This is a genomic window from Nitratireductor lacus (assembly GCF_056431025.1).
The window spans coordinates 55,763-80,566 of record NZ_JBWKMB010000018.1 but is presented as its reverse complement, the minus strand read 5'-3'; the positions used below and the strand labels follow the sequence as shown (position 1 = coordinate 80,566).

The window sequence follows — 24,804 nt, the reverse complement described above, 5'->3', positions numbered from 1 at the left end:
CTATCCTGCGTTCATGCAATCGCCGACCGCCTGTCGCAGCGCAGCGATGCCGCTGTCGAAATGCCGGGTCGGATGTATGCGGTTGGTGAGAAGGGTCCATGCAAGGCTATTGTCGAAATCGACCCACAGCCCTGTTCCCGTGAAACCCGTATGGCCGATGGTGCCGGCGCTGGCCAGCGCCCCGCCGGGCCAGTTGTCATATGGCCGTTCCCAGCCGTGGGTGCGTTTTTCGGAAACCGGCGTGCGCATCAGCGCCACCGTCTCATCACCTTCCGTGTCACCCGCAAAAAGCCTTGCCGCGAAATCGAGCACGGCATCCGCCGTTCCGAAAAGCCCGGCATGCCCCGCGCCCTCAAGCGCTGAACAATTGTCGTCATGCACCTCGCCGCAAAGCACCCGGTGCCGCCATGTGCAGTCCTCGGTCGCCGCCGTCTTTTCCGGATCGGCGGCAAAGGCGAAGCCCGGCCCCGGATCGAAATCGCGCAGCCTTTTGCCTTCAAGCCGCTCCAGCGCGAAGCCGAGCAGAATGAAATTGATGTCGGAATAGACAGGCGAGCCTTTTTCCCAGCGCCGCTGGAGGATGAAGGCGCGCAGCAGGTCCGCATCGCGGCCATAGGTGTAGATCGGCTCCACCGCCGGAAACGGCGTCTGGTGGCCGAGGCACTGGCGAAACGTCACCTGCCGTTCCCATGCGCCCGGATCATACTGGCGCAGATCCGGCAGAAGCGTGGTGAGCGGCGCATCGAGATCGATCACGCCCTCTTTCGCCAGTTCCAGAATGCGCGTGGTGGTGAAGATAACCTTGGTCAGCGATGCAAGATCGAACCAGGTATCGGTGCCCATTTCGCGCTCATGCGGCACGCGCTGCGCAAAGCCGGTGGCGCGCACCATGCGCCCGCCATCCCGGTCGATCACACCGAGCACCCCGCCGGGAATGCGCCCCGCCCCCACCGAATCCTTCAGCAGCTCAAAGGCGCGCTCGAAGCGCGGCGCAAAGGCAGGCATATCCGTCATGCTCATGCCTCCGCCCGCGCCATGTGATCGGGACCAAAACTCTGCCAGTTGGCCGGCTCCGGCTCAAAGCCCAGCGGCCGCACCAGCGACGGCACCTGCCGCGTGTCCACCTCGAAGGTCTCCTTGCGCCGGTCGACGCTCGGCACCGCCGAGATCAGCCGTTTCGTATAGGCGTGTTTCGGATCGGAAAGAACCGATGCCGCATCGCCGATCTCGACGATCTGCCCCGCATAGACCACTGCGATGCGGTGCGCGATGCGCTCCACCACCGCCATGTCGTGCGAGACGAAGAGATAGGCAAGGCCGAACTCGCGCTGCAGGTCCACCAGGAGTTCCAGCACCTTGGCCTGCACAGAAACGTCGAGCGCCGAGACGGCCTCGTCCAGCACCACCACGGACGGGTTGAGCATCAGCGCGCGGGCGATGCACAGGCGCTGCCGCTGGCCGCCGGAAAACTCGTGCGGATAGCGCTCCAGCGCATTCTCCGGCAGGCCCACCCGGTCGAGCAGCATGCGCATGCGCGCATGCGTTTCACCGTTCAGCCCGCCGCCGGCGGCAATCACCGGCTCGGCCAGAATGCTGTCCACCCGAAGCCGCGGATTGAGCGAGGCATAGGGGTTCTGAAACACCATCTGCACCGGCTTGCCGCTCTGCCGCGCCGCGCCATTCGTGTTGGCGGAGAACGTGCCGCGCGTCGGCTCGACCAGTCCCAGAATGGCGCGCGCCGTGGTCGATTTGCCCGAGCCGCTTTCGCCGACAATGCCCAGCGTCTCACCCGGCATCAGATCGAAATCGACCCCGTCCACCGCATGCACCGCACCGGTCTGCCGGCGCAGGAGACCGCCGGTCACCGGAAAGCGAACCGTCAGCCCTTCCACTTTAAGCGCCGGCGCAGCGCTTGGCGCATCTGCCCGGCGATAGTCGGTGCGCGTGGCGCGCCCGGCCTCGAAATGCGGCACGGCGCTCAGAAGATGTTTCGTATAGGGATGCTGTGGCGCATCGAGCACCGCGTCGAGCGGCCCCTGCTCCACCGCCTCGCCGTTCTGCATCACCATCACCTTGTCGGCGATGCCGGCCACCAGCCCGATGTCATGGGTGATGAAGATCATGCCCATGCCGGTCTCGCGCTTCAGCTCGGCGAGAAGCGCCATGATCTGCGCCTGCACCGTCACGTCGAGCGCCGTGGTGGGCTCATCCGCAATCAGAAGACGCGGATTGCACGACAGCGCCGTGGCGATCATCACGCGCTGAAGCATGCCGCCGGAAAGCTGGTGCGGACAGTATTTCAGGCGTCGCGCGGCATCGGGTATGCGTACCCGGTCGAGCGCATCCTTCGCCGCTTCCCGCGCCTGCCGGCCGGTCAGGCCACGATGCAGGCGGAACGATTCCTCGATCTGCTCGCCAATGGTCAGAACCGGGTTGAGCGAGGTCATCGGTTCCTGGAAGATCATGCCGATTTCGCCGCCGCGGATCTTCGTCAGCTCCTGCTCGCCGGCTGCTGCCAGATCCAGCGTGCTGCCGTTCTCGCGGGTGAATTGGATGGAACCATCGAGAATGCGCCCACCGCCGAAATCCACCAGCCGGTTGATCGAAAGCGCGGTGACGGATTTGCCCGAGCCGCTTTCGCCGACAATGGCGAGCGTCTCGCCGGCTGCGAGATCGAAGCTCACGCCATGGACGATTTCATTGTCTTCGGGCTTGCGGCCAAAACCGACGCGCAGGTTTGAAACGGACAGAAGCGATGTCATGCGGCTGACCTCCGCGTCCTGGGGTCGAGAATGTCGCGCAGCGCATCCCCCAGAAGGTTGAAGCCGAGAATGCCGATCATGATCGCGATGCCCGGGAAGATCAGGAGCCAGGGCGCCATCTCCATCAGATTGCGGCTGTCGGCCAGCATCAGGCCGAGCGACGAGGCCGGTGGCTGTGTGCCGAGACCGAGAAAGCTCAGGCCTGCCTCCGTCAGAAGGCCCCATGCGAGCGCCAGCGTCACCTGCACCGTCAGCGGCGCAACGAGGTTCAGCATCAGATGGCGGGTCAGAATGTAGTTGCGGCTCGAACCGAAAGTGCGCGCGGCGTCGACGAAGTCGCGCGTCTTCAGGGAGAGCGCCGGCCCGCGCACCACGCGGGTGAAGATCAGCGTGTAGACGATGGCGATTGCCATCACACTGGTCCAGGTTCCCGGCCCCACGATTGCGATGATGAGCAGCGCCAGAAGGATCGCCGGGAAGGCCAGAAGCACGTCCATGAAACGCATGATCGTGCCGTCCCACCAGCCGCCGAACCATGCGGCCGCAAGACCGAGCACAATGCCCGCCACGGCGGCCAGCGCCACCGAGGCGAAGGCGACGATGAAGGACTGGCTGATGCCCAGCATCAACCGGCTCGCCACATCGCGACCGAACAGGTCCGTTCCCATCCAGTAGGTCGCGTCGGGCGCATGCAGGCGGTCGACACGGAACTGCATCAGCGGATCATGCGGCGTGATGCCGAGAAGCCCGAGAATGGCGATGATGATGTAAAGGCCAACGATGGCGCCGCCGATGCGGCCGCTCGAATGGCTGAAAATGGCGCGCAGCAACTGCATCACTTGCCCCCCAGCCGAATGCGTGGGTCGAGCACCGCATAGGCGAGATCGACCAGAAGATTCACGATCATGAAGTTGAGCGCGATGAACAGGACCGAGCCCTGCACCAGCGCGTAGTCGCGCTGCAGGATGGCGTCGAGCACCATGCGACCGAGGCCCGGCAGCGCGAAGATCTGTTCCACGATCACCGCGCCGCCCAGGAGATAGCCAAACTCGACGCCGCTCAGCGTCACCACCGGGATCAGCGCGTTGGGCAGCGCATGCCGCCAGATCACCTTGCGCGCCGGCACGCCCTTGGCGCGCGCGGTGCGGATGTAATCATCGCTCAGAATGTCGAGCATGGCCGAGCGCGAAATGCGCGTCACGGCGGCGGCGAAGGCAAAGCCCAGCGTCAGCGCCGGCAGGATCATTTGCCCCAGATTGCGCAGCGGATTTTCAAGGAAGGGCGTAAACTCGCCCATGGTCGGCAGCACCCCGAACCCGACCGACAGCACATAGATCGCCAGAAGCGCGAACACGAAGTTCGGCGTCGACTGGCCGATCATCGCGAAGATGCGCACGGCGAGGTCCGACGGCTTTTCATTGCGCGTGGCGGCAAAGATGCCCGCCGGCAGGCCGATGGCGAGCGCAATCAGCATGGAAAGAAGGGCGAGTTCCAGCGTCAGCGGAAAGCGTTCGAGGATCACGTCGAGCACCGACTTGCCGAAGGTCACGGACACGCCGAGATCGCCCTGAACCGCACCCGCAAGCCAGCGCCAGTACTGGGTGAACCAGCCCTGATCGATGCCGAAATAGGCCTCGAGCGCCGCGCGCTGATCGGGCGTCAGAAGCCCGGCCTCGGTTCCCAGCATGGCGGTGATGGCGTCGCCCGGCACCAGCCGGATCGAGACGAAGACGAGGACGGACACCCCGAGCATGACCAATGGAAAGGTCATCAGCCGTCGGGCCAGGTAATTCATGAAGCTTTCACTCCGTGTCCTTCTAACTGCAATCGTCTTGCGCGGTTGTTAAGGGTCGAGCCCTTCATGCCGCCCCCGTGGTTCGACAAGCTCACCATGAGGGCTAGCGCCGACACCCCTCATGGTGAGCTTGTCGAACCACGGGGGCGCTGGGCGCAAACGGGGCCACACATGAACGTGCGACCCCACATCACAATCACTCGCCCACACTCACCTCGGTCAGGCCAAACAGCGTGCCGGTCGGGGAAGGCACAAAGCCTTTCACGTTCTTCTGCTGCACGGTGTAGGTGTAGCCCGTGTAGAGCCAGATCCACGGCGAAACCTCGGCAAGATGCGTCTCGAATTTCGCGAAGATTTCCTTGCGCTTGTCGAAGTCGGTCTCCACGCGGCCTTCCTGCATCAGGCTGTCCAGCGTGTCGTCGATATAATTGGCGACATGCTGGAGATTGCCGTCCTTGGTCCAGTAGCGGTTGTACATGGAATAGGGGTCGGCGCGGCCGCCGTTCAACGCCACCGCCATGTCGAAATCACCCTTCAACCAGGTGTCCACATAGACGTTGAGCTCCATCATCTTGATGTCGAGCTTGATGCCGATCTCGGCAAGTTGCGACTGGATGACCTGCGCCTCGGCTGCCGCTGTGGGCGGCTCGCCCGTGGCGGCGATCACCGTCGCGGAGAAGCCGTCTTCATAGCCGGCTTCGGCCATGAGCTGCTTGGCCTTTTCCACGTCGCGCTCATAGCAGAACAGCGCGCCCGGATCAGAGCGGTAAGCCGGCATGGTCAGCGGGCCGGTCACCGCACCCTCGCCAAGAAGCGCGGTGTCGAGCACGTCCTGGCGGTCGATGGCGCAGGAGATCGCCTGACGCACGGCCAGTTCCGTCATCGGCTCGCGCGACGGGTTCAGCTGCAGCACATGATAGGCCAGAACCGGCGTGCGGCTGAGTTCCAGGCTTGCCTCGTTCGGCACCAGCGTGGCCACGAGCGGATCGTTGATCAGCGCGAAATCCACCTGCTTGGTGCGCAGAGCCGCCAGAATGGCGGTCTCGTCCGGCAGAACGGAAATATCGATGCCGTCCACCTTCACCTCGCCGCCGGCCCAGTCCGGATTGGCGCTCAGAACCTCTTTCTGGTTCGGCTCCCAGCTGTCCAGCTTGAACGGGCCGGAGCCGATCGCCTTCGTGCCGATCGTGCCGGCCTCGATCTCGCTCGCCGGAACGACTGCCGCGTTGATGCCCGTCATCGCCGTCAGCATCGGAACGTCCGGCTGCGACAGGTTGAAGACAACGGTGGTCTCATCCGGTGTGTCGATGCTCTCGATGGAGGTGAAGTTGGCGCGTGCGGCTGCACCCGTGGCCTCATCCAGAACGCGCTCGAACGACGCCTTCACATCCGCCGGCGTCACCTTTTCGCCGTTCTGGAATTTTGCGTCAGCATCGAGCTTGAAGGTCAGCGTCTTGCCATCCTCGGAGAACTCCCAGGATTCGGCAATAGCAGGAATGATCTCCAGATCGGCATTGAGACGCACCAGCGGCTCATAAACCAGCTCCAGAAGACGCAGCGAGGAAAACGCCGTCTGCTTGTGCGGGTCAAGGCCGGTCGCATCCTGCGACCAGGCCATGCGCAGCGTCTCCGCCGATGCGGGCACCACCGCCGTGGCCGCGCCAAGCGCGGCTGCGAATGCCACCGAGGTGGCGAACTTCTTCATCAAAGACTGTCCCATGATCTTCTCCCTCCGAGAGCGTTTGATGCCTGCAACCGCCCAATGAACGGTCGCATGAATGGCTGCTTCACCTGTTTGCAGCTTGCTGCTGCCTTTCGTTTATTGCCTTGCGCAGAAACCCGCCAGCCCTTGCAAGGGCGGCGCGTGCTTCCTCCGTGTCCAGATCCGTCAGCGCGATGAAGATGGCGAGCTTCACATCATTGCCGCTGCGTTCAAGCAAAGTCTCGGCCTCATCGGCAGAACACCCCGTTGCCTCCATGACGATGCGCGAGGCGCGCGCCATGAGCTTCTGGTTGCTGATGTTAACGTCCACCATAAGGTTCTGATAGATCTTGCCCATGCGGATCATGCTTGCCGTGGAGAGCATGTTGAGGATGAGCTTCTGTGCCGTGCCCGATTTCATTCGCGTCGAGCCGGTCAGGATTTCCGGTCCCACCACGGGCGCGATGGCGATGTCGGCAATGGCGCCGATGGCCGAATCCGGATTGCAGGACAGCGAGACGGTCGTCGCGCCAATCTCTTTGGCGTAATTCAGCCCACCGATCACATAGGGCGTGCGGCCGCTCACAGCGATGCCAACCACAACATCCTTCGCCGTCAGACCGCGTTCTTCGAGCGCCTGCCGGCCCTGCGCCGGGTCATCTTCTGCCCCTTCCACAGCGTGACGCAACGCGTGATCGCCGCCAGCGATCACACCGGTCACCATGTCTTCTGGAACGCTGAAGGTGGGCGGGCATTCCGAAGCGTCGAGCACACCGAGCCGTCCGCTCGTGCCCGCGCCCATATAGATGAGCCTTCCGCCATTCTGAAACGCGTCGACAATCCGGTCGACCGCCTCGGCGATCTGCGGGATCACCTTTTCGACAGCCAGCGGCACGTCCCTGTCGGCGGCATTGATGAGTTTCAGAATTTCGGTTGTCGGCTGCAGATCGATCTGCATCGTGTCCGAGTTGCGACCCTCCGACACAAGCTTTTCAAGCTCCGACATCAGCGTCTGCGCGTTCATGAAATCTCCCGAAATCACCTGCCTGGCGCTGGCAAAACCCGCGCTTCGCCGGCTCAGCACCTTACCAGAGTGTTAAAATTGATAATTCCAAGAGTCAATTAGAATTGAGAATAATATATTCCTTCTCGCCCGTAGCAGCAGCCGGGGCGGGGCCGTGCCCGCCCGATAATCTGCCGGCCTTCCGGAGTGTTACGAGGAAAGCGGCGACCTGCGCCTCAGCTTCCGCGAAGCTCCATGATGCGCTTCACCATGCCGCCGGTCGATGCATCACGACTGTCCGCACTGGCCTTGCCTTCCACCACGGGCAGAAGCTCGGTCGCCAGTTCCTTCCCCAGCTCCACGCCCCATTGGTCGAAGGCATTGATGCCGAAGAGCTGCGCTTCCACAAAAACACGATGCTCATAAAGCGCGATCAGCCGGCCAAGCGCGAACGGGTCGAGCCTGCGATAAAGAATGGTGAGCGAGGGCCGGTTTCCGGTGAAAACGCGATGCGGCGCCAGACGCTTTGCCTCTTCTTCGGGCACGCCCTTCTCGAGAAGCTGCGCCTCGGCTTCTTCCAGCGTACGGCCTTTCATCAAGGCTTCCGCCTGCGCCAGACAATTGGCGACGAGCAGATCGTGATGATGCTGAAGCCCCGGCTCATGCCCTTCCGCCGCCAGCATGAATTCGACGGGGATGATGTCGGTGCCCTGATGCAGAAGCTGGAAGAAGGCGTGCTGCCCGTTCGTGCCCGGCTCGCCCCAGACCAGCGGGCCCGTGGGTGTCAACACCGGCGATCCGTCAAGCTGCACGCCCTTGCCGTTCGATTCCATGTCGAGCTGCTGCAGATAGGCGGGCAGCCGCTCCAACCGCTGGTCGTAGGGGATGATGGCCCGGGCGGGATAATCACAGACTACACGGTGCCAGTATCCGATCAGGCCGAGCATAGCCGGCAAATTCTCTCTCAACGGCGCCGATTTGAAATGCCGGTCCATGACCTCAGCGCCCGCGAGCAGCCGGCGGAAATCGTCAGGACCGATGGCGATCATGATCGGCAGACCGATCGCAGACCAGAGCGAATAGCGCCCGCCGACCCAGTCCCAGAAACCGAACACGCGTTTCTCGTCGATGCCGAAAGCCGCAACCTTTTCGAGCGCTGTGGAAACGGCTGCGAAATGGTCACCCGTCGCCGACTGGCCAAGCTTCTGTGCGATCCATTTCTGCGCTGTGCGCGCATTGGTCATCGTCTCGATGGTGGTGAAGGTTTTCGATGCGATGATGAAGAGCGTGGTCTCGGGATCGAGCCCGGCCAGCGTGTCGGCGATATGCGCGCCATCCACGTTGGAGACATAGTGCAGGCGCGGGCCGTCACGATAGGGCGAGAGCGCCCGCGTGACCATCACCGGGCCGAGATCGGAACCCCCAATGCCGATGTTCACCACATCGGTGAAGGCCCTGCCGGTCGCGCCGCGAATCGTGCCGCGACGCACGCCATCGGCGAAAGCATCCATCGCCTCCAGCACCTCTCGCACCTCGGGCATGACATCGTAGCCGTCATTCTCGATGGCCCCGCCCGAGAGCGCCCGCAATGCGGTGTGCAGTACGGCCCGGTCTTCCGTCGTGTTGATGTGACTGCCGGAGAACATCTTGTCGCGCGCGGCTTCCAGCCCCGCCGCTTCCGAGAGCTTCAAAAGCAGGTCGACAGCCTTCTGGTCCACCGCAGCGCGCGAAAAATCGAGCGTCAGGTCCTCAAGGGAGAGCGAGAAACGGGCAAACCGCCCGGAATCAGAAGCGAAGGCCGCACGCATGTCCATGGGTGCGGTTTTCGCGCGATGCTCCCGAAGGGCAGCGAGTGCAGTCTTAAATGCCGTGTCCAAAGGGAGCCTCCTGCAAAAAGAAACGTCGTTCTTTTATCAAACAAAACGAAGTGAAACAGGGGTTTGCTGGCATTCATCAATTTTCTTGTTGGAACAATCAATTGTACCAGGGTTGACATGCATTGACCCAAGGGTAGGCTCCCCCGCCGGAGAGGAAAGCCAAATGCCAGCCAGAAATGATACCGCCCTGTGGACGGGCCTGTTCAAGATTTCCCCCGAATCGGGTCAGACCCTTCAGGCACAGATCCGTCAGGCCATCGTGTCTGCGATTCTCGATCGCCAGATCGCCCCGTCCATGCCGCTTCCATCCTGCCGTATTCTCGCGGAAAAGCTTGGCGTCGCGCGCGGCACGGTGGTGCTCGCCTTCCAGCAGCTCGTTGATCAGGGGTTTCTGATTGCCCGCGAACGCCGCGGTCATTTCGTCAATCCCGAAGTGCTGGCCGCACCTCCGCGCCCGCCCCGCAAGCAGGATCACGTCAACGGTGTGAACTGGAACAGCCGGTTTCAGGTTCTGGCGAGCGAAATGCCGGAACCGCGCAAGAACGAAGACTGGATGAAGGCTTCCTACCCCTTCGTCTACGGCCAGTTCGACCCCTCGCTCTTCCCCACCGCCGAATGGCGCGAGTGCAACCGCATGGCGCTGGCCGTTCTGGAAATCCGCAACTGGGCGGCAGACATGGTCGATCGTGACGACCCGCTGCTTGTCGAGCAGATCCAGGCACGGCTCCTGCCCCGGCGCGGCATCTTCGCCAATCCCGATGAGATCCTCGTCACGCTCGGTTCGCAGCACGCGCTCTACATGCTCGCCACGCTCCTCATGGCCCGTGGCAAGAAGGTCGCGGTGGAAAACCCCGGCTATCCGGATGCACGTTCCATCTTCCAGCTTGCTGGCGCGCAGATCGCTCCCGTTCCCGTTGACCGGCAGGGCATCGATGTCGCGCAGATCCCCGCCGACGCCGATTTCGTCTTTGCCACGCCCAGCCATCACTGCCCGACCATGGTGCCGCTCAGCCAGGCGCGGCGCGAGGCGCTGCTGGAGGCGGCCGAGCGCCATGACTGGATCGTTATCGAAGACGACTATGACAGCCAGCTCGCCGACGAGCGCCCGCAGGCCGCTCTCAAGGGGCTCGACCGCAATGGCCGCGTGGTGCATCTGGGCTCCATGTCCAAGACGCTGGCACCCGGCCTGCGCATGGGCTACATCGTGGCGCCTGCAGACCTGATCGCCGAACTTCGCGCGCTGCGCCGTTTCATGCTGCGCCATCCGCCGGCGAACAACCAGCGCGCCGTTGCGCTGTTCCTGTCGCTTGGGCATCACGACACCCTCGTTCGCCGCATCTCGGCAGCTTTCGAGGAGCGGCGCGAAAAGCTCTTTCAGGCCGTGGGCAACATCCTGCCGGACTGGAATGCGGCCGACATTCGTGGCGGCACGTCGCTCTGGCTTGAAGGCCCGCCCGGTCTCGATTCGGCGGTGCTTGCAAAATCGGCGGCGCGGCGCAGCGTTCTGATCGAGCCAGGCGCGCGCTTCTTCCTCGGACGCACCCAGCCGACACCATTCATGCGGCTTGGCATTTCATCCATCGCCGCGCAGCAGATCGAGCCCGGCATCCGCGAGCTTGCGGCAGCAGCATCCGAATACCGGCGCGTGGCGGCATAAAAGCAGGCAGCGTCAAAGAGCAGCCAGCCCCATTCCCGCCACTGCACAGAGCGCCACCACCACCCATGGTGGCGCTTTCCACATGGTGAGCAGGATGAAGCAGACCGCCGCCACGGCAAAGTCAGCCGGCGCAAGAATGGCGGTCGTCCACAGCGGGTCATAAAGGGCCGCCCCCAATATGCCGACCACGGCGGCATTGGTGCCCATCATCAGCGCCCGCGCGGCGTCGAACTGCCGGAACCGATCCCAGAACGGCGCGATGCCCAGTAGCAAAAGAAACCCCGGCAGGAACACCGCGAGCAGCGCAATCGCAGCGCCGGCAAGCCCGTTCGGCACAGGGCCCAGAACCGCCCCCAGATAGGCCGCGAAGGTGAAGAGCGGACCGGGCACGGCCTGTGCCGCGCCATAGCCTGCCAGAAACGCGTCGCGCGTCGCCCAGCCGGGCTCAACGACACCCGCTTCAAGGAGCGGCAGCACCACATGCCCGCCGCCAAACACCAGCGCGCCGGCACGGTAGAACGTGTCGAACACGGAAAGCCCCTGCGCCATGGGCGCGACAAGCGGAAGACCGAAGAGCAGAATTGTAAAGAGGATTAGGCAGGTGGCACCGGCGCGTTTCGACAGGCCAAACGCGACGACTGCCCCATCGCCGCCTGCCTTTCCGCGACAGAGCAACCAGCCAAGCAGCGCACCGATCGCGATGGCACCGATCTGCGCAAACGCGCTTGCTGAGACCGTAACGAGCACAAGCGCGGCAAGGGCAATGCCGGCGCGCTCGCGATCCGGGCATAGCGAGCGGGCCATGCCCCAGACCGCCTGCGCCACCACCGCCACGGCCACGAGCTTCAGCCCGTGCAGCAGCCCCTGACCGAGCGAATTGTCGAGTGCGGAAGCAAACAGCGCAAAAGCGAAGAGCAGAAACGCGGATGGCAGTGTAAACGCCGTCCATGCCGCTGCAGCACCCACCGGCCCCGCGCGCATATAGCCAAGCGCAAAGCCCACCTGACTGCTTGCCGGCCCCGGCAGAAACTGACACAGCGCCACCAGATCGGCATAGGCCTTTTCATCGAGCCATTTTCGCCGCAGCACGAGCGCGTCGCGGAAATAGCCTAGATGCGCTATAGGGCCTCCGAAGGAGGTCAGACCGAGCCTGAGGAACGCGCCGAAAACTTCCGCAGCCGTCCCCGCCCTTCCGCCATCGTGCGTTTCGCTCCCCTTCATTGCCCGCCTCACCCTTCAGCCGATTCGCTGTCGAATAATTGCGCCACATGTCAGGCACAAGACAACAGCGGCGGTCGTCACACGGATGGACAAGACGTATCCGGTGGGTTAGCCAGATCGGAAACACCGTCTCAGGAGGAACGCGCCATGGCCATGCTCATTGAAGGTGAAGAACGCATCGAAGCGCCGGTGGACACCGTCTGGCAGGCGCTGAACGATCCCGAGGTTCTGAAGGATTGCATTCCCGGCTGCCAGGAACTCACCAAGACGTCGGACACCGAGTTTGAAGCCGTCGTCACGCTCAAGATCGGACCGATCAAGGCCAAGTTCAACGGCGCGGTCGAACTGACCAATCTCAACCCCCCGCACTCCTACACGATCACGGGCGAAGGCAAGGGTGGCGTTGCCGGCTTTGCCAAGGGCGGAGCAGACGTCTCGCTGAAGGAAGACGGGCCGGACGCCACGATCCTGAGCTACAGCGCCAAGGCGGATGTCGGCGGCAAGATGGCCCAGCTCGGCAGCCGTCTCATTCAGTCGACCTCCAAGAAACTTGCCGGCCAGTTCTTCTCCGATTTCAACGCCCGCGTTACCGGTGGCGATGCCGGGGAAGCCGCAGCGTCCTGACATTGGCGGCCCAAAAGGGGGTGGGTGGCTAAAAACCCTGCGCTTACCCCTTGAAGACCGGCTTGCGCTTTTCGAGAAACGCGGCGACGCCCTCGCGGTAGTCGTCCGAGCGGCCGGCTTCGTGCTGCAATTCGCGCTCCAGCTCAAGCTGCGCATCGAGCGAGCTTCCGGGTGCGGCGTGGATCGCCTTCTTGATCAGCCCATAGGCGTGGGTCGGTCCGCTGGCCAGCTTCTCCACCAGCGCCTCCGCCTCGCTCATCAGGGCTTCGTCCTCGACGGCACGCCAGATCAGGCCCCAGTTGGCTGCATCCTCCGCCGAGAGCGGCTCGCCCGTTAGCGCCAGCGCCTTGGCGCGCGGCTCACCCAGAATGCGCGTCAGGAACCAGGTGCCGCCGGAATCCGGCACCAGCGCGATCTTCGCAAAGGCCTGAATGAACTTCGCCGACTTTGCCGCCAGAACGATGTCGCAGGCCAGCGCGATGTTGGCACCGGCACCCGCCGCCACGCCATTCACCGCGCAGACAATGGGCTTGTTCATGCCCCGCAGCTTGCGCACCAGCGGATTATAGAAATTCTCGATCGTATAGCCGAGGTCTGGCTTGTCTTCGAGTTTGGCGGGGTCGCGGTCACCCAGGTCCTGTCCGGCGCAGAAGCCGCGCCCTGCCCCGGTCAGGAGAACCGCGCGACATGTACCGTCGGCCGAGCACGCTTCGAGCGCCTCGCGCAGTGCAGTGTGCTGTTCCTCGTTGAAGGAATTCAGCTTCTCCGGCCGGTTGAGCGTGATGCGGTGCCATCCATCATGGCGTTCGTGAAGCACGGTCTGCGATGTCGCGGCGCTCATGGAAATCCCCCTTAACTGGATGCAGCGCTTTTTGCACGCGCCGAGCGATCAATCAATTGCAGCAACAGTTTTATTCAAAAACGATGGCCGGCGCTTCATCCGCGGCGCTCTGCATGGCTGCCGCCAGATGCGTGTGGACCCTTCCGGCGATCTCCCTGTAGACCCCGGCCTGAACGCCATCGGGGTTCGATGCCACGACCGGGGTTCCCGCGTCGGAGGTTTCGCGCACATCCATCGTCAGGGGCACTTCGCCCAAGAACGGCACCCCCAGCCTTTCTGCCTCGGCCTTCGCGCCGCCATGGCCGAAAATGTCATAGCGCTTCCCGGTGTCCGGGGCCACGAAATAGCTCATATTCTCGACAATGCCGAGCAGCGGGACATCCACCCGCCTGAACATGTTGAGCCCCTTGCGCGCATCGATCAGCGCCAGGTCCTGCGGTGTGGAAACAATCACCGCACCGGCCAGCGGCACCTGCTGCGCCATGGTGAGCTGTGCGTCGCCCGTGCCGGGCGGCATGTCAACCACCAGCACGTCGAGTTCGCCCCAGGCGACGTCACGCAGCATCTGGCGAAGCGCCGAGACGACCATCGGCCCGCGCCAGATCATTGGCGTGTCTTCCTCCACGAGGAAGCCCATGGACATGACCTTTACGCCAAACGCCTCCATCGGCTTCAGCGTCTTTCCATCGGCGGTTTCCGGCTTGCCCTTCAGCCCAAGCAGGCGCGGCATGGAAGGGCCGTAAATGTCCGCATCGAGAATGCCGACCTTCAGACCCAGCGCCTTCAACCCCAGTGCCAGATTGACCGCCGTTGTCGACTTGCCGACGCCGCCCTTGCCGCTCGCCACGGCGATGATCGCCTTGATGCCCGGCACATCCTGCTTGGCCGGTTGCTGGCCGGCCTGTGCGGCAGGTCCGCCCGGCGCGGGACGTTGCGGAGCAGGCTTCGGGCGTGGTGGCGGTGTCGCGCCCATGCCGCCGCCAGCTTTTTCCGCCGTCAGAGCAACCATTGCGCCCTTGACGCCCGGCAGCGATTTGACGGCGTTCTCAGCCGCCTGACGCAGTGGCTCCAGCTCCTGCGCGCGTCTGGCCGGAACGGTAATCGAGAAGAAAACCTTGCCGTCTGCGATGAAAATCTCGGAAACCAGTCCCAGCGAAACGATGTCGCCTTCCAGATCCGGGCCCTTCACGGACCGCAAGCGGTCGATGACGGTCTGTCTGTCGAGAGTCATATGCACGTGCCTTTGCGTTTTCTCTCAGATAATGCAGATGGGCGCGCGGGCCAAGAGAGGCAGATTGGCCAATTTCCGTCGGCAGGTCTTGCGCATTGCCGGGCGCGCATCGCCGATGTAGCGTCGCGCGATGATCGACAAGCTGGAATTTTTCATCGCGCTTGCCAGGGAGCAGCATTTCGGGCGGGCCGCCGCCGAGCTCGGCATCACGCAGCCCACGCTGTCTGCCGCCATCAAGCAGCTTGAGGACCAGCTTGGCGTCATGCTGGTCCAGCGCGGGTCGCGCTTTCAGGGTCTGACACCGGAGGGCCAGCGCGTTCTCGAATGGGCGCGTCGCATTGTCGGCGACACGCGCACCATGCGCGCCGAGATGAAGGCCGCACGGCGTGGCCTCGCCGGCCATGTGCGCATCGCCGCCATCCCGACCGCACTTGCCATGCTGCCCGAGCTCACCACGCCCTTTCGCGAAAAGCACCCCGAAGTCACTTTCTCCATCATCTCGCGCACCTCGCTGGAGGTGCTGTCGCTTCTTGAGAACTTCGAGATCGACATCGGCATCACCTATCTCGACAACGAACCGCTCGGTCATGTCGCATCCGTGCCGCTCTATTCCGAGCGCTACCAACTCATCACCGCCGCCACGAACCGGCTTGCAGACCGCGAAACGGTGACATGGAAGGAGGTGGCCGAACTGCCACTCTGCCTCCTCACGCCCGACATGCAGAACCGGCGCATCATCAACAAACATCTGGAGGAGGTGGGGGCAACGGCCCATCCCACACTCGAATCCAATTCGATGATCGTGCTCTTCTCCCATATCCGCACCGGCAAATGGGCCTCCATCATGCCGCTTAATCTTGCGGAAGTTCTGGGTTTTGCCGAGCCGATCCGGGCCATTCCCATTGTCGAACCGGACGCGAGCCATCTCGTCGGTCTGGTGGCCGTCAAGCGCGAGCCGCACACGCCGCTTGTCTCTGCCCTGCTCTACGAGGCAAGGCTCCTGGCCGAACGGTACGAGTCACAACGATAGATATTTTCTATCAAGCGACGAATATGCTATATTGATCCTGCACAAAGGATTTGTTCCCCTTCAGAACGAGCATCGTTAGGGAGGGCGCTGCGAGATGCAGCAAGCACGTACCGAAATTGCGGCCGCCGTCGAGCCGATCATTGATCGGTGGAAAGGCGAAGAGGGCCCGTTACTTCCCATTCTCAATGGGATTCAACGGGAACTTGGCCATGTGCCGCGTGAAAGCCTGCCCATTATCGCCGAGGCCCTCAACCTGACACGCGCCGAAGTTTATGGCGTTGTCTCGTTCTACCACGACTACCGCGAGAAGCCGGCGGGCCGTCACGTGCTGAAACTGTGCCGGGCCGAGGCCTGCCAGTCCATGGGCGGCGATGCGGTCGCCGAAAAGCTGCAGAAGCTGCTCGGCATCAGGTTTCACGAAACCTCCGCCGATGGCGCCGTGACGCTGGAGCCCGTCTATTGCCTCGGTCTGTGCGCCTGTGCGCCCTCCGCCATGCTCGACGGCGAGGTGATTGGCCGGCTGGATGAGGCGCGGGCCGAGGAAATCGCAGCAGAGGTGCGCGCATGACCATCAACATCTACATTCCGCGCGATGCCGGTGCGCTGGCGCTGGGCGCCGAAAAGGTCGCTGCCGCCGCCCGTGAGGAAATCGAAAAACGCGGTCTCGATGCAAAGATCGTTCGCAATGGCTCGCGCGGCATGTTCTGGCTTGAGCCCATGGTCGAGGTGGAAACCGCCGAAGGCCGCCTGGCCTATGGTCCGGTGAAGCCTGGCGACGTGGCGGGCCTGTTCGACGCCTGCCTGATCGAAGGCGGCGCGCACGACCTCTCCCTCGGCAAGCCCGAGGAAATTCCCTTCCTTGCAAAGCAGACCCGCCTTACCTTCGCCCGCTGCGGCATCATCGATCCGGTATCGCTTGAGGACTACGAGGCGCATGGCGGCCTCCGTGGCCTGCGCAACGCGCTGGAAAAAACGCCGCTCGGCATTGTCGAGGAAGTCACCGAATCCGGCCTGCGAGGCCGTGGCGGCGCTGGCTTCCCGACCGGCATCAAATGGAAGACGGTGCACGACACCGAAGCAGCGCAGAAATACATCGTCTGCAACGCAGACGAAGGCGATTCGGGCACGTTCTCCGACCGCATGATCATGGAGGGCGATCCCTTTGTTCTGATCGAGGGCATGGTGATTGCCGGCATCGCCGTGGGCGCGACCAAAGGTTATGTCTATCTGCGCTCGGAATACCCCAATGTTCACCGCATCCTGAACGAGGCCATCGATGCCGCCCGCGCAGCCGGCATACTCGGCAAAAGCGTGCTCGGCTCGGAATACGCCTTCGACATGGAAGTGCGCGTCGGCGCGGGTGCCTATGTCTGCGGTGAGGAAACGGCGCTGCTCGACAGTCTGGAAGGCAAGCGCGGCCAGGTGCGCGCCAAGCCGCCGCTGCCGGCGCATGAAGGTCTGTTCGGCAAGCCCACCGTCATCAACAATGTGATCTCGCTCGCCTCCGTGCCGATCATTCTCGACAAGGGCGGAGCCTATTACCGCGATTTCGGCATGGGCCGTTCGCGCGGCACGATTCCGATCCAGATCACCGGCAATGTGAAGCATGGCGGATTGTTCGAGACCGCCTTCGGCGTCACCCTCGGCGAGCTGGTGGACGACATCGGCGGCGGCACTGCCACGGGCCGTCCCGTGCGCGCCGTGCAGGTGGGCGGTCCGCTCGGCGCTTACTGGCCGCGCGACCTGTTCGACACGCCCTTCGACTATGAGGCCTTCGCCGCGAAGGATGGTCTGATCGGCCATGCCGGCATTGTGGTCTTCGACGACACGGTCGACCTCCTGAAGCAGGCGCGCTTCGCCATGGAGTTCTGCGCCGTGGAAAGCTGCGGCAAGTGCACGCCCTGCCGCATCGGCTCGACGCGCGGCGTCGAGGTGCTCGACCGGCTGAAGCAGGGCATCGCGCCTGAAGAGCAGATCGAGACTGTGACCGATCTCTGCAACACGATGAAGTTCGGATCGCTGTGCGCGCTGGGTGGCTTCACGCCCTACCCCGTCATGAGCGCGCTGACCCATTTCCCGGAAGATTTCCGCCCCGCGCCCGTGCGCGAAGCGGCGGAATAGGAGGAAACCATGTGTGGAACCGACAAGCGTTTCGTAGAAGAAACCGACTACGGCACACCCGCTGTCCGCTCTGACAAGACGGTAACCCTGACCATCGACGGCCAGTCTGTCACCGTTCCGGAAGGCACGTCGATCATGCGCGCCGCGCGCGAGGCCGGCATCGCCGTGCCCAAGCTGTGCGCCAACGACATGGTCAAGAGCTTCGGCTCCTGCCGTCTCTGCCTGGTTGAGATCGAGGGCAAGGGCGGCACGCCGGCATCGTGCACCACCCCGGCCATGGACGGCATTGCCGTCAACACCCAGACCGACCGCCTCAACACCATCCGCCGCGGCGTGATGGAACTCTACATGTCCGACCATCCGGAAGACTGCGCGGCCTGCGCCATGGGCAATTGCGAGATGGCGAACATGGCCGAGAGCGTCGGTCTGAAGCAGAACCGCTATGGCGATGAAGGGGCAAACCACCTCGAACCCTCGCCAATCGGCGAGCACGGGGTGAACTTCAAGGAACTGGACGTTTCCAACCCCTATTTCGCTTACGATCCGGCGAAGTGCATCGTCTGCTCGCTCTGCGTTCGCGCCTGTGAGGAACAGCAGGGCACCTTCGCCCTGACGGTGGAAGGCCGTGGCTTTGAAAGCCGCATCACCGCCGGCATGGACGAGCCCTTCCTGCAGTCGGAATGCGTTTCCTGTGGCGCCTGCGTGCAGGCCTGCCCCACCGGTGCGCTTCAGGAAAAGTCCATCATCGAGATGGGCATGCCAGATCGTTCCGCCGTCACCACCTGCGCCTATTGCGGCGTCGGCTGCTCGTTCAAGGCGGAGATGAAGGGCGAGGAAGTCGTCCGCATGGTTCCCTACAAGGATGGCAAGGCCAATCGCGGCCATTCCTGCGTGAAGGGCCGTTTTGCCTATGGCTACGCCACCCACAAGGACCGCATTCTCAATCCGATGATCCGCGAGAAGATCACCGACCCGTGGCGCGAGGTCTCATGGGAAGAGGTCTATGCCCATATCGGCAGCGAGATCGGCCGCATCCAGCAGAAATATGGTCGGGGCTCGGTCGGCGGCGTCACCTCGTCGCGCTGCACCAATGAAGAGACCTATCTCGTGCAAAAACTGGTGCGTCAGGTCTTCGGCAACAACAATGTCGACACCTGCGCACGCGTCTGCCACTCGCCCACGGGCTATGGCCTGAAGACCACGTTCGGCACCTCCGCCGGCACGCAGGATTTCGATTCGGTCGAACATTCCGATGTGGTTCTGGTGATCGGCGCAAACCCGACCGACGGCCATCCCGTGTTCGCCTCTCGGCTGAAAAAGCGCCTGCGCGAAGGCGCGAAGCTGATCGTCCTCGACCCACGCCGCATCGACCTCGTGCGCACGCCCCATGTGGAGGCAAGCTATCACTTGCCCTTGAAGCCTGGCACCAATGTCGCCGTTCTGACAGCTCTTGCGCATGTGATCGTGTCGGAGGGCCTGTTCGACGAGGCCTTCATCCGCGAGCGCTGCGACTGGGACGAGTTCCAGGACTGGGCGAGCTTCGTGCTCCAGCCGGAAAACAGCCCCGAGGCCGTGGAAAAAATGTCCGGCGTTTCGGCGGAGCTGATCCGCGGTGCTGCACGCCTCTACGCAACGGGCGGTAACGGCGCAATCTATTACGGTCTCGGCGTCACCGAGCACAGCCAGGGCTCCACCACCGTCATGGCCATCGCAAACCTTGCCATGGCTACCGGCAATATCGGCCGGCCGGGCGTGGGCGTGAACCCGCTGCGTGGGCAGAACAACGTGCAGGGCTCCTGCGACATGGGCTCCTTCCCGCACGAGATGCCGGGCTACCGCCACATCTCCGAGGATGCGACCCGCGCCATCTATGAGAGCCTGTGGGGCGTGAAGCTCGACAAGGAGCCGGGCCTGCGCATTCCCAACATGCTCGATGCTGCCGTCGATGGCTCCTTCAAGGCGCTTTACGTGCAGGGCGAGGACATTCTCCAGTCCGACCCCAACACGCATCATGTGGCGGCCGGTCTGGAAGCGATGGAATGCGTCATCGTTCACGATCTCTTCCTGAACGAGACCGCCAACTACGCCCATATATTCCTGCCGGGTTCGACCTTCCTTGAGAAGGACGGTACCTTCACCAATGCCGAGCGCCGCATCAATCGCGTCCGCAAGGTGATGGAGCCCAAGAACGGCTATGCCGACTGGGAGGTCACGCAGGACATGGCCCGTGCGCTGGGTCAGGACTGGAACTACACGCATCCTTCCGAGATCATGGCCGAGATCGCGGCCACCACGCCAAGCTTCGCCGGCGTGACCTATGAGCTTCTGGAAAAGGAAGGTTCGGTCCAGTGGCCGTGCAACGAAAAGGCTCCCACCGGCACGCCCGTCATGCATATCGACGGCTTCGTGCGCGGCAAGGGCAAGTTCGTGCGCACCGCCTATGTGGCCACCGACGAGAAAGCCGGCCCGCGCTTCCCGCTGCTGCTCACCACCGGGCGCATCCTCTCGCAATACAATGTCGGGGCCCAAACGCGCCGCACGGAGAATGTCGTCTGGCACGACGAGGATCTTCTGGAGATCCATCCCTTCGACGCCGAGACACGCGGCATCCGCGAGGGCGACTGGGTGAAGCTCAAGAGCCGCTCCGGCGAGACGAGCCTGCGCGCCACCATCACCGAGCGCGTTGCGCCGGGCGTCGTCTACACCACTTTCCACCACCCGGCCACACAGGCCAATGTGGTGACGACCGAATATTCCGACTGGGCCACCAACTGCCCCGAATACAAGGTCACGGCGGTGCAGGTTTCGCCCTCCAACGGCCCGACCGAGTGGCAGGAAGACTACGAAGAACACGCCCGCCAGAGCCGCCGCATCGTGCATGTCGAGGCGGCGGAGTAGTGTGATGTTTGCTGGCGGTGTCCTCACCCCCAACCCGTCATCCCGGAAAGCCGCAGGCTTATCCGGGACCTATTGGAAGCGCATGACGGCCCCAACCCGGTTCTCAACCGGGCATTCACCCCACTGCCTATTGCGGACACCGGCCGCGCCTCTCAATGGGTCCCGGCTCTCGCTTTGCTCGGCCGGGATGACGAATGTGTAGCGCCATGACCCACCCTCCCGCCACAGCCCGCGTTTCAAGAACGGCCCGCCGCACCGGCGGAACGAAAGTCACCCCGCGAACCGTGCCCGAGGAAACGCCCGTCGCGCTTTCCTATGGCGGCACCACCCATGCCGTGATGATGGCGACACCTGCCGATCTGGAAGACTTTGCGCTCGGTTTCAGCGTTACGGAAGGGATCGTTTCCAGCGCCGAAGAAATCGAGGCCATCACCGTTCAGGAGCTCGGTCCCGGCATCGACCTGCAGATCCGTCTGCGCGACACCGCCAACAGGCGTTTCGAGGCGCGCCGCAGGCGGCTTGCCGGTCCCGTCGGCTGCGGCCTTTGCGGGATCGAGAGCATCGAAGAGGCGATGCGCTCCGTACCGGAAACGGCGTCCGATCAGAATTTTTCGGCTGCCGAGATCACCGGTGCCATCAGCGAGCTTTATGAATTTCAGGAACTCCACAAGGCCACTGGTGCCGTCCACGCAGCCGGTTTCTACATACCCGGCAAAGGCGTTGTTGCCGCACGTGAGGATGTGGGCCGGCACAATGCGCTCGACAAGCTGGCAGGCGCTCTCGTCAAGGCCGGTATCAAACGCGACACCGGCGCGGTGATCGTTACCTCGCGCGTTTCGGTCGAGATGGTGCAGAAAACCGCCGCCATCGGCGCGCCGCTCATTGCCGCCGTTTCCGCACCGACAGCCCTTGCCATCCGTACGGCGGAAACCGCCGGCATGACCCTCGTCGCCCTCGTGCGCGGCGAGGAGTTCGACATTTTCACCCATCCCGAACGCGTGATCATTGGAGCGGCCAGACATGTCGCATGACGAAAAGTTCAAATCCGGCGACGAGCATCTCGTCTACATGGCCAACCAGATTGCCACGTTCTTCACCTCGCAACCGGAAACCGAGCGTGTGGCAGGCGTTGCCGATCACATCAACAAGTTCTGGGAGCCGCGCATGCGCGGGCGCCTTTTCGAAATCATCGAGATGGGCGGCGATGGGCTTTCCCCGCTCGTTCTGGAAGCATCGCAAACGATCAATCGGCCCAAGGCCGCCTGATGTCAGCCGACCGGCTGTTTCTCTACCGCCCAATGCAACGGGAACATGGGATCAAACACGGTGATCGTACCGTCTGAGCTGTAGACGGATTTGGGGAACTCCACCGTTTCATCACGGCGCACCAGCGTAATCGTGTCTTCATTGGCAGGCAGACCGTAATAGGCAGGGCCGTTGAGGGAGGCGAAGGCCTCAAGCTGGTCCAGCGCGCCCTCTTCCTCGAACACATGCGCCAGGCACGACATCGTGTTGATGGACGTGAAGATGCCGGCACAGCCGCAGGCCGACTCCTTGGCCGGGTCGAGATGCGGTGCCGAATCGGTGCCCAGAAAAAAACGGCTGTCGCCCGATGTTGCCGCCTTGCGCAGCGCCAGCCTGTGCTCCTCGCGCTTGGCGACTGGCAGGCAGTAGTAGTGCGGGCGAATGCCGCCAGCCAGAATGGCGTTCCGGTTGATGATCAGATGATGCGTGGTGAGTGAGGCAGCGAGGTTTTTCTTCGCGCTCTGAACATAGTCGACCCCGTTCTTCGTGGTCACATGCTCCATGATCACCTTCAGCTCCGGCAGACGTTCACGCAGCGGATTGAGCACCCGCTCGATGAAGACGGCCTCGCGGTCGAAAATGTCGATGGAGGCGTCCGTCACCTCGCCATGCACGCACAGCGGCAGGCCAATCTCGGCCATGCGCTCCAATACCGGCTGCACCTTCATGAGATCGCGCACGCCGCTCTGGGAATTGGTGGTCGCACCCGCCGGATAGAGCTTCACCGCCGTGATGTGCCCGTCCCGGTGGCCGGCGGCGACGTCATCCGCATCGGTCTGCTCGGTCAGGTAGAGCGTCATCAGCGGCGTGAAATCATGCCCCTCGGGCTTTGCCGCCATGATGCGGTCGCGGTAGGCGAGCGCATCCTTCACCGTCACCACCGGCGGCACCAGATTGGGCATGATGATCGCGCGGGCGAAATCGGCGGAAGAATGCGGCAGAACCGCCTCCAGAACCGCGCCGTCGCGCAGATGCAGATGCCAGTCATCGGGGCGGCGGATGGTCAGGGTTTTCACGGAACGTCTACTCCGGACAGGAAAAATCGGTGCGCACGGTCTGCGCTTCCTTTTCCTTCGCCCATGCCGCCATGGATTTCAAGGGTGTGTCAAAAGAGACAGGCGCCGGGCCGCGCCGGGGAGGAGGCCGGCGCGGCGCTGCCTCACGCCACCTGATAATCAGGCGCGGAGCGCAGATAGCGTGCATAGGCATCAGCATCCGGAGGCGAGAGATTTTCCGCCAGCGGGTTGCGGCGTTTCACGCGCGCGCCCATGTCGTCGATCAACTCGTCGAAATGCTTGAAGTGATAGGGCGCCACGCACAGGCCGCCATAGATCTTCGCGGCCGGTCGCTCGTTGCGTCGCCAGTGGAGCATCATGTCCATGTTGGTGCGCATTTCGTCCGGGGTCGGTTGTTTCGCCAGTTTTCCGTCCGCGTAGCGCACCAGCCATTCGGCGGCGAGATCGGCGCACAGAACGGTGCAGAAAGACGAGTTGAAACCGACAAAGCCAAGATCGGGAATGTCCGGATTGGCAATCAGGCGATAGAGCCGGTACTGCCCGTCCGGCTCCACCAGCTTTTCGCGGTATTCCGCCGGCAGGTAGGGAACGCCGAGTTTCCAGCCAACGGCGAGGATCGCCATGTCGGATTTGATGCACTCCCCCCCGGTCAGTCTTATCGCGCCGGGCTCATAGTTCGCAAAGGTACCCTGCACGGCCTTGATGCGCCCGTCTGCCACCATCTCGAAAAAGCCCGGCGTGGCGATGGGAACCGAGCAGTTCACGCCTCCCTCGATGGGCTCTTTCGGCTTCAGCCCGGTCTTGTTGAGCTTGAGCTGCACGGTCAGAAGCGCTTCCAGCGCGCGCCAGTGGGCCCAGATGAAGGGACGGGCAACGGCATGGTTGAAGCGGGCGAAGCCGCTCCGGCTCCAGCCCGGAAACATCTTTTCCTGCGCGCGGATGTAGAGGATGCGCTTGAAGTTGATCAGCCCGCCGACGAAGTAGGGAATGCGCCAGACCGATTCCAGATAGACGATGGTGACGGAGCGAGCACCCGATTTCACCGCGCTCACGGCAATGTCGGTCGCCGATTTCGAGAAGCCGAGAACCGTGACGTTCCTGCCCTTCACCATGGCCGGGTCGGTGTATTCGGAAGAATGGATCACCGTGCCGCCTTCTGCCTCGAACTCTTCCTGCCCGGGATGGGTGAGAATGTTCTTCTCGCTGAACTGGCCGGTGCAGACAGCGACAAAATCGAAGGTTTCGCTGGTCTTCTCGCCATTCGCCGTTTCGAGATCAAGCTCCCAGCCGGGTTTGCCATCGTCGCGCCGGCGCATGGCAGTAACGGAGGTGTTGAAGCGGATCAACGGGCGCAGACCGTGGTCGTCTGCGTAGTCCGACAGATAGGAGAAAACCTGCGGGCCCTTCGGCCATTCGGGAAAATCCTTCGGCATCGCCTTGTCGGTGTACCGATAGAGATCCTTCGGGCTCTGCGTCTGGACATCCGGATAGGAGCGTGAGGGCTCCCAGACACCGCCCAGTTCGTGACTGCGCTCAAGAACGGTTACCCGGTGCCCACGCTTCTTGAAGGAGCGGGCGGCGGCAAGACCGCTGACGCCGGCGCCGATCACGCAGACATGCTTTCGTTTTGTCATGACGTTGTTCCTCCCGTCCGGCAAATTCTGGACGCGCGCCTCCCCGCGCCGCGTGTTGCCACGTCGCCAAAGGTCCCTTGCCGGCCT

At 63.2% G+C, this 24,804-nt stretch carries 20 protein-coding genes; 8 read left to right on the top strand and 12 right to left on the bottom strand.

What is annotated here, in order from left to right; genetic code table 11:
• The 7 genes from AC07E3_RS16100 to pgi form a co-directional block, all read right to left on the bottom strand.
• Positions 1–1,014: a serine hydrolase domain-containing protein gene (locus AC07E3_RS16100; RefSeq protein WP_478363300.1), complete on the bottom strand. Its 1,014-nt coding sequence runs from the start codon at positions 1,012–1,014 to the stop codon at positions 1–3.
• Between the two features lie 2 nt (positions 1,015–1,016).
• Positions 1,017–2,762: an ABC transporter ATP-binding protein gene (locus AC07E3_RS16095; RefSeq protein WP_478363298.1), complete on the bottom strand. Its 1,746-nt coding sequence runs from the start codon at positions 2,760–2,762 to the stop codon at positions 1,017–1,019.
• Positions 2,759–3,598, bottom strand: coding sequence for an ABC transporter permease (locus AC07E3_RS16090; protein ID WP_478363296.1), 840 nt, complete (start codon positions 3,596–3,598; stop codon positions 2,759–2,761). Before AC07E3_RS16090 ends, AC07E3_RS16095 begins: the two co-directional genes overlap by 4 nt.
• Positions 3,598–4,557: an ABC transporter permease gene (locus AC07E3_RS16085; RefSeq protein ID WP_478363294.1), complete on the bottom strand. Its 960-nt coding sequence runs from the start codon at positions 4,555–4,557 to the stop codon at positions 3,598–3,600. Before AC07E3_RS16085 ends, AC07E3_RS16090 begins: the two co-directional genes overlap by 1 nt.
• A 196-nt stretch (positions 4,558–4,753) precedes the next feature.
• A complete protein-coding gene (locus AC07E3_RS16080) occupies positions 4,754–6,277 on the bottom strand; it encodes an ABC transporter substrate-binding protein (RefSeq protein ID WP_478363292.1) in 1,524 nt (507 codons plus the stop codon).
• A 67-nt stretch (positions 6,278–6,344) separates the two neighbouring features.
• The gene (gene murQ, locus AC07E3_RS16075; RefSeq protein WP_478363290.1) at positions 6,345–7,283 is read right to left on the bottom strand and encodes an N-acetylmuramic acid 6-phosphate etherase; all 939 of its coding nucleotides are present in this window, start codon (positions 7,281–7,283) and stop codon (positions 6,345–6,347) included.
• A gap of 215 nt (positions 7,284–7,498) precedes the next feature.
• Positions 7,499–9,139: a glucose-6-phosphate isomerase gene (gene pgi / locus AC07E3_RS16070; protein ID WP_478363288.1), complete on the bottom strand. Its 1,641-nt coding sequence runs from the start codon at positions 9,137–9,139 to the stop codon at positions 7,499–7,501.
• A gap of 163 nt (positions 9,140–9,302) precedes the next feature.
• Here pgi and pdxR point away from each other — a divergent pair, with 163 nt between their 5' ends.
• A complete protein-coding gene (gene pdxR, locus AC07E3_RS16065) occupies positions 9,303–10,796 on the top strand; it encodes a MocR-like pyridoxine biosynthesis transcription factor PdxR (protein WP_478363286.1) in 1,494 nt (497 codons plus the stop codon).
• Positions 10,797–10,808: 12 nt separating this feature from the next.
• Here pdxR and chrA read toward each other — a convergent pair whose 3' ends face one another.
• On the bottom strand, positions 10,809–12,017 hold the full coding sequence (gene chrA / locus AC07E3_RS16060) for a chromate efflux transporter (RefSeq protein WP_478363284.1): 1,209 nt from the start codon (positions 12,015–12,017) through the stop codon (positions 10,809–10,811).
• A gap of 147 nt (positions 12,018–12,164) precedes the next feature.
• On the opposite strand from chrA, the gene AC07E3_RS16055 reads away from it, so the two are divergent.
• Positions 12,165–12,641 (top strand): SRPBCC family protein, encoded by a 477-nt coding sequence (locus tag AC07E3_RS16055; protein ID WP_336070527.1) that lies wholly within the window; start codon positions 12,165–12,167, stop codon positions 12,639–12,641.
• A gap of 43 nt (positions 12,642–12,684) precedes the next feature.
• Here AC07E3_RS16055 and paaG read toward each other — a convergent pair whose 3' ends face one another.
• Positions 12,685–13,482: a 2-(1,2-epoxy-1,2-dihydrophenyl)acetyl-CoA isomerase PaaG gene (gene paaG / locus AC07E3_RS16050; protein WP_478363281.1), complete on the bottom strand. Its 798-nt coding sequence runs from the start codon at positions 13,480–13,482 to the stop codon at positions 12,685–12,687.
• 70 nt (positions 13,483–13,552) lie between these two features.
• Entirely contained in the window at positions 13,553–14,713 is a 1,161-nt protein-coding gene (locus AC07E3_RS16045; protein ID WP_223005810.1) for an Mrp/NBP35 family ATP-binding protein, read from the bottom strand.
• A gap of 130 nt (positions 14,714–14,843) precedes the next feature.
• Here AC07E3_RS16045 and AC07E3_RS16040 point away from each other — a divergent pair, with 130 nt between their 5' ends.
• The 6 genes from AC07E3_RS16040 (at position 14,844) to AC07E3_RS16015 (ending at position 22,028) form a co-directional block, all read left to right on the top strand.
• Positions 14,844–15,743, top strand: coding sequence for a LysR family transcriptional regulator (locus tag AC07E3_RS16040; protein ID WP_065816592.1), 900 nt, complete (start codon positions 14,844–14,846; stop codon positions 15,741–15,743).
• A gap of 94 nt (positions 15,744–15,837) precedes the next feature.
• A complete protein-coding gene (locus tag AC07E3_RS16035) occupies positions 15,838–16,311 on the top strand; it encodes a formate dehydrogenase subunit gamma (protein ID WP_065816593.1) in 474 nt (157 codons plus the stop codon).
• Positions 16,308–17,864, top strand: a complete 1,557-nt coding sequence (locus tag AC07E3_RS16030; protein WP_478363277.1) for a formate dehydrogenase beta subunit — start codon at positions 16,308–16,310, stop codon at positions 17,862–17,864. The genes AC07E3_RS16035 and AC07E3_RS16030 overlap by 4 nt, the downstream gene beginning before the upstream one ends.
• Before the next feature lie 9 nt (positions 17,865–17,873).
• Positions 17,874–20,762 (top strand): formate dehydrogenase subunit alpha, encoded by a 2,889-nt coding sequence (gene fdhF, locus AC07E3_RS16025; RefSeq protein ID WP_478363275.1) that lies wholly within the window; start codon positions 17,874–17,876, stop codon positions 20,760–20,762.
• A gap of 206 nt (positions 20,763–20,968) precedes the next feature.
• Positions 20,969–21,793, top strand: a complete 825-nt coding sequence (gene fdhD, locus AC07E3_RS16020) for a formate dehydrogenase accessory sulfurtransferase FdhD (protein ID WP_478363273.1) — start codon at positions 20,969–20,971, stop codon at positions 21,791–21,793.
• Positions 21,783–22,028 carry a formate dehydrogenase subunit delta gene (locus AC07E3_RS16015; protein WP_478363271.1) on the top strand — a complete coding sequence of 82 codons (246 nt, stop codon included), beginning with the start codon at positions 21,783–21,785 and terminating at the stop codon, positions 22,026–22,028. The genes fdhD and AC07E3_RS16015 overlap by 11 nt, the downstream gene beginning before the upstream one ends.
• A 2-nt stretch (positions 22,029–22,030) precedes the next feature.
• Here AC07E3_RS16015 and pyrC read toward each other — a convergent pair whose 3' ends face one another.
• Both pyrC and AC07E3_RS16005 read right to left on the bottom strand, forming a co-directional pair.
• Positions 22,031–23,083, bottom strand: coding sequence for a dihydroorotase (gene pyrC / locus AC07E3_RS16010; RefSeq protein ID WP_336070541.1), 1,053 nt, complete (start codon positions 23,081–23,083; stop codon positions 22,031–22,033).
• A 143-nt stretch (positions 23,084–23,226) separates the two neighbouring features.
• On the bottom strand, positions 23,227–24,717 hold the full coding sequence (locus tag AC07E3_RS16005; RefSeq protein ID WP_478363268.1) for a flavin-containing monooxygenase: 1,491 nt from the start codon (positions 24,715–24,717) through the stop codon (positions 23,227–23,229).
• Positions 24,718–24,804 lie beyond the last annotated feature (87 nt).

Bases quoted from the DNA above. Each gene is read 5' to 3' on its own strand.
- AC07E3_RS16100 (WP_478363300.1), bottom strand. From the start codon at position 1,014: ATGACGGATATGCCTGCCTTTGCGCCGCGCTTCGAGCGCGCCTTTGAG.
- AC07E3_RS16095 (WP_478363298.1), bottom strand. From the start codon at position 2,762: ATGACATCGCTTCTGTCCGTTTCAAACCTGCGCGTCGGTTTTGGCCGC.
- AC07E3_RS16090 (WP_478363296.1), bottom strand. From the start codon at position 3,598: ATGCAGTTGCTGCGCGCCATTTTCAGCCATTCGAGCGGCCGCATCGGC.
- AC07E3_RS16085 (WP_478363294.1), bottom strand. From the start codon at position 4,557: ATGAATTACCTGGCCCGACGGCTGATGACCTTTCCATTGGTCATGCTC.
- AC07E3_RS16080 (WP_478363292.1), bottom strand. From the start codon at position 6,277: ATGGGACAGTCTTTGATGAAGAAGTTCGCCACCTCGGTGGCATTCGCA.
- murQ (WP_478363290.1), bottom strand. From the start codon at position 7,283: ATGAACGCGCAGACGCTGATGTCGGAGCTTGAAAAGCTTGTGTCGGAG.
- pdxR (WP_478363286.1), top strand. From the start codon at position 9,303: ATGCCAGCCAGAAATGATACCGCCCTGTGGACGGGCCTGTTCAAGATT.
- chrA (WP_478363284.1), bottom strand. From the start codon at position 12,017: ATGAAGGGGAGCGAAACGCACGATGGCGGAAGGGCGGGGACGGCTGCG.
- AC07E3_RS16055 (WP_336070527.1), top strand. From the start codon at position 12,165: ATGGCCATGCTCATTGAAGGTGAAGAACGCATCGAAGCGCCGGTGGAC.
- paaG (WP_478363281.1), bottom strand. From the start codon at position 13,482: ATGAGCGCCGCGACATCGCAGACCGTGCTTCACGAACGCCATGATGGA.
- AC07E3_RS16045 (WP_223005810.1), bottom strand. From the start codon at position 14,713: ATGACTCTCGACAGACAGACCGTCATCGACCGCTTGCGGTCCGTGAAG.
- AC07E3_RS16040 (WP_065816592.1), top strand. From the start codon at position 14,844: ATGATCGACAAGCTGGAATTTTTCATCGCGCTTGCCAGGGAGCAGCAT.
- AC07E3_RS16035 (WP_065816593.1), top strand. From the start codon at position 15,838: ATGCAGCAAGCACGTACCGAAATTGCGGCCGCCGTCGAGCCGATCATT.
- AC07E3_RS16030 (WP_478363277.1), top strand. From the start codon at position 16,308: ATGACCATCAACATCTACATTCCGCGCGATGCCGGTGCGCTGGCGCTG.
- fdhF (WP_478363275.1), top strand. From the start codon at position 17,874: ATGTGTGGAACCGACAAGCGTTTCGTAGAAGAAACCGACTACGGCACA.
- fdhD (WP_478363273.1), top strand. From the start codon at position 20,969: ATGACCCACCCTCCCGCCACAGCCCGCGTTTCAAGAACGGCCCGCCGC.
- AC07E3_RS16015 (WP_478363271.1), top strand. From the start codon at position 21,783: ATGTCGCATGACGAAAAGTTCAAATCCGGCGACGAGCATCTCGTCTAC.
- AC07E3_RS16005 (WP_478363268.1), bottom strand. From the start codon at position 24,717: ATGACAAAACGAAAGCATGTCTGCGTGATCGGCGCCGGCGTCAGCGGT.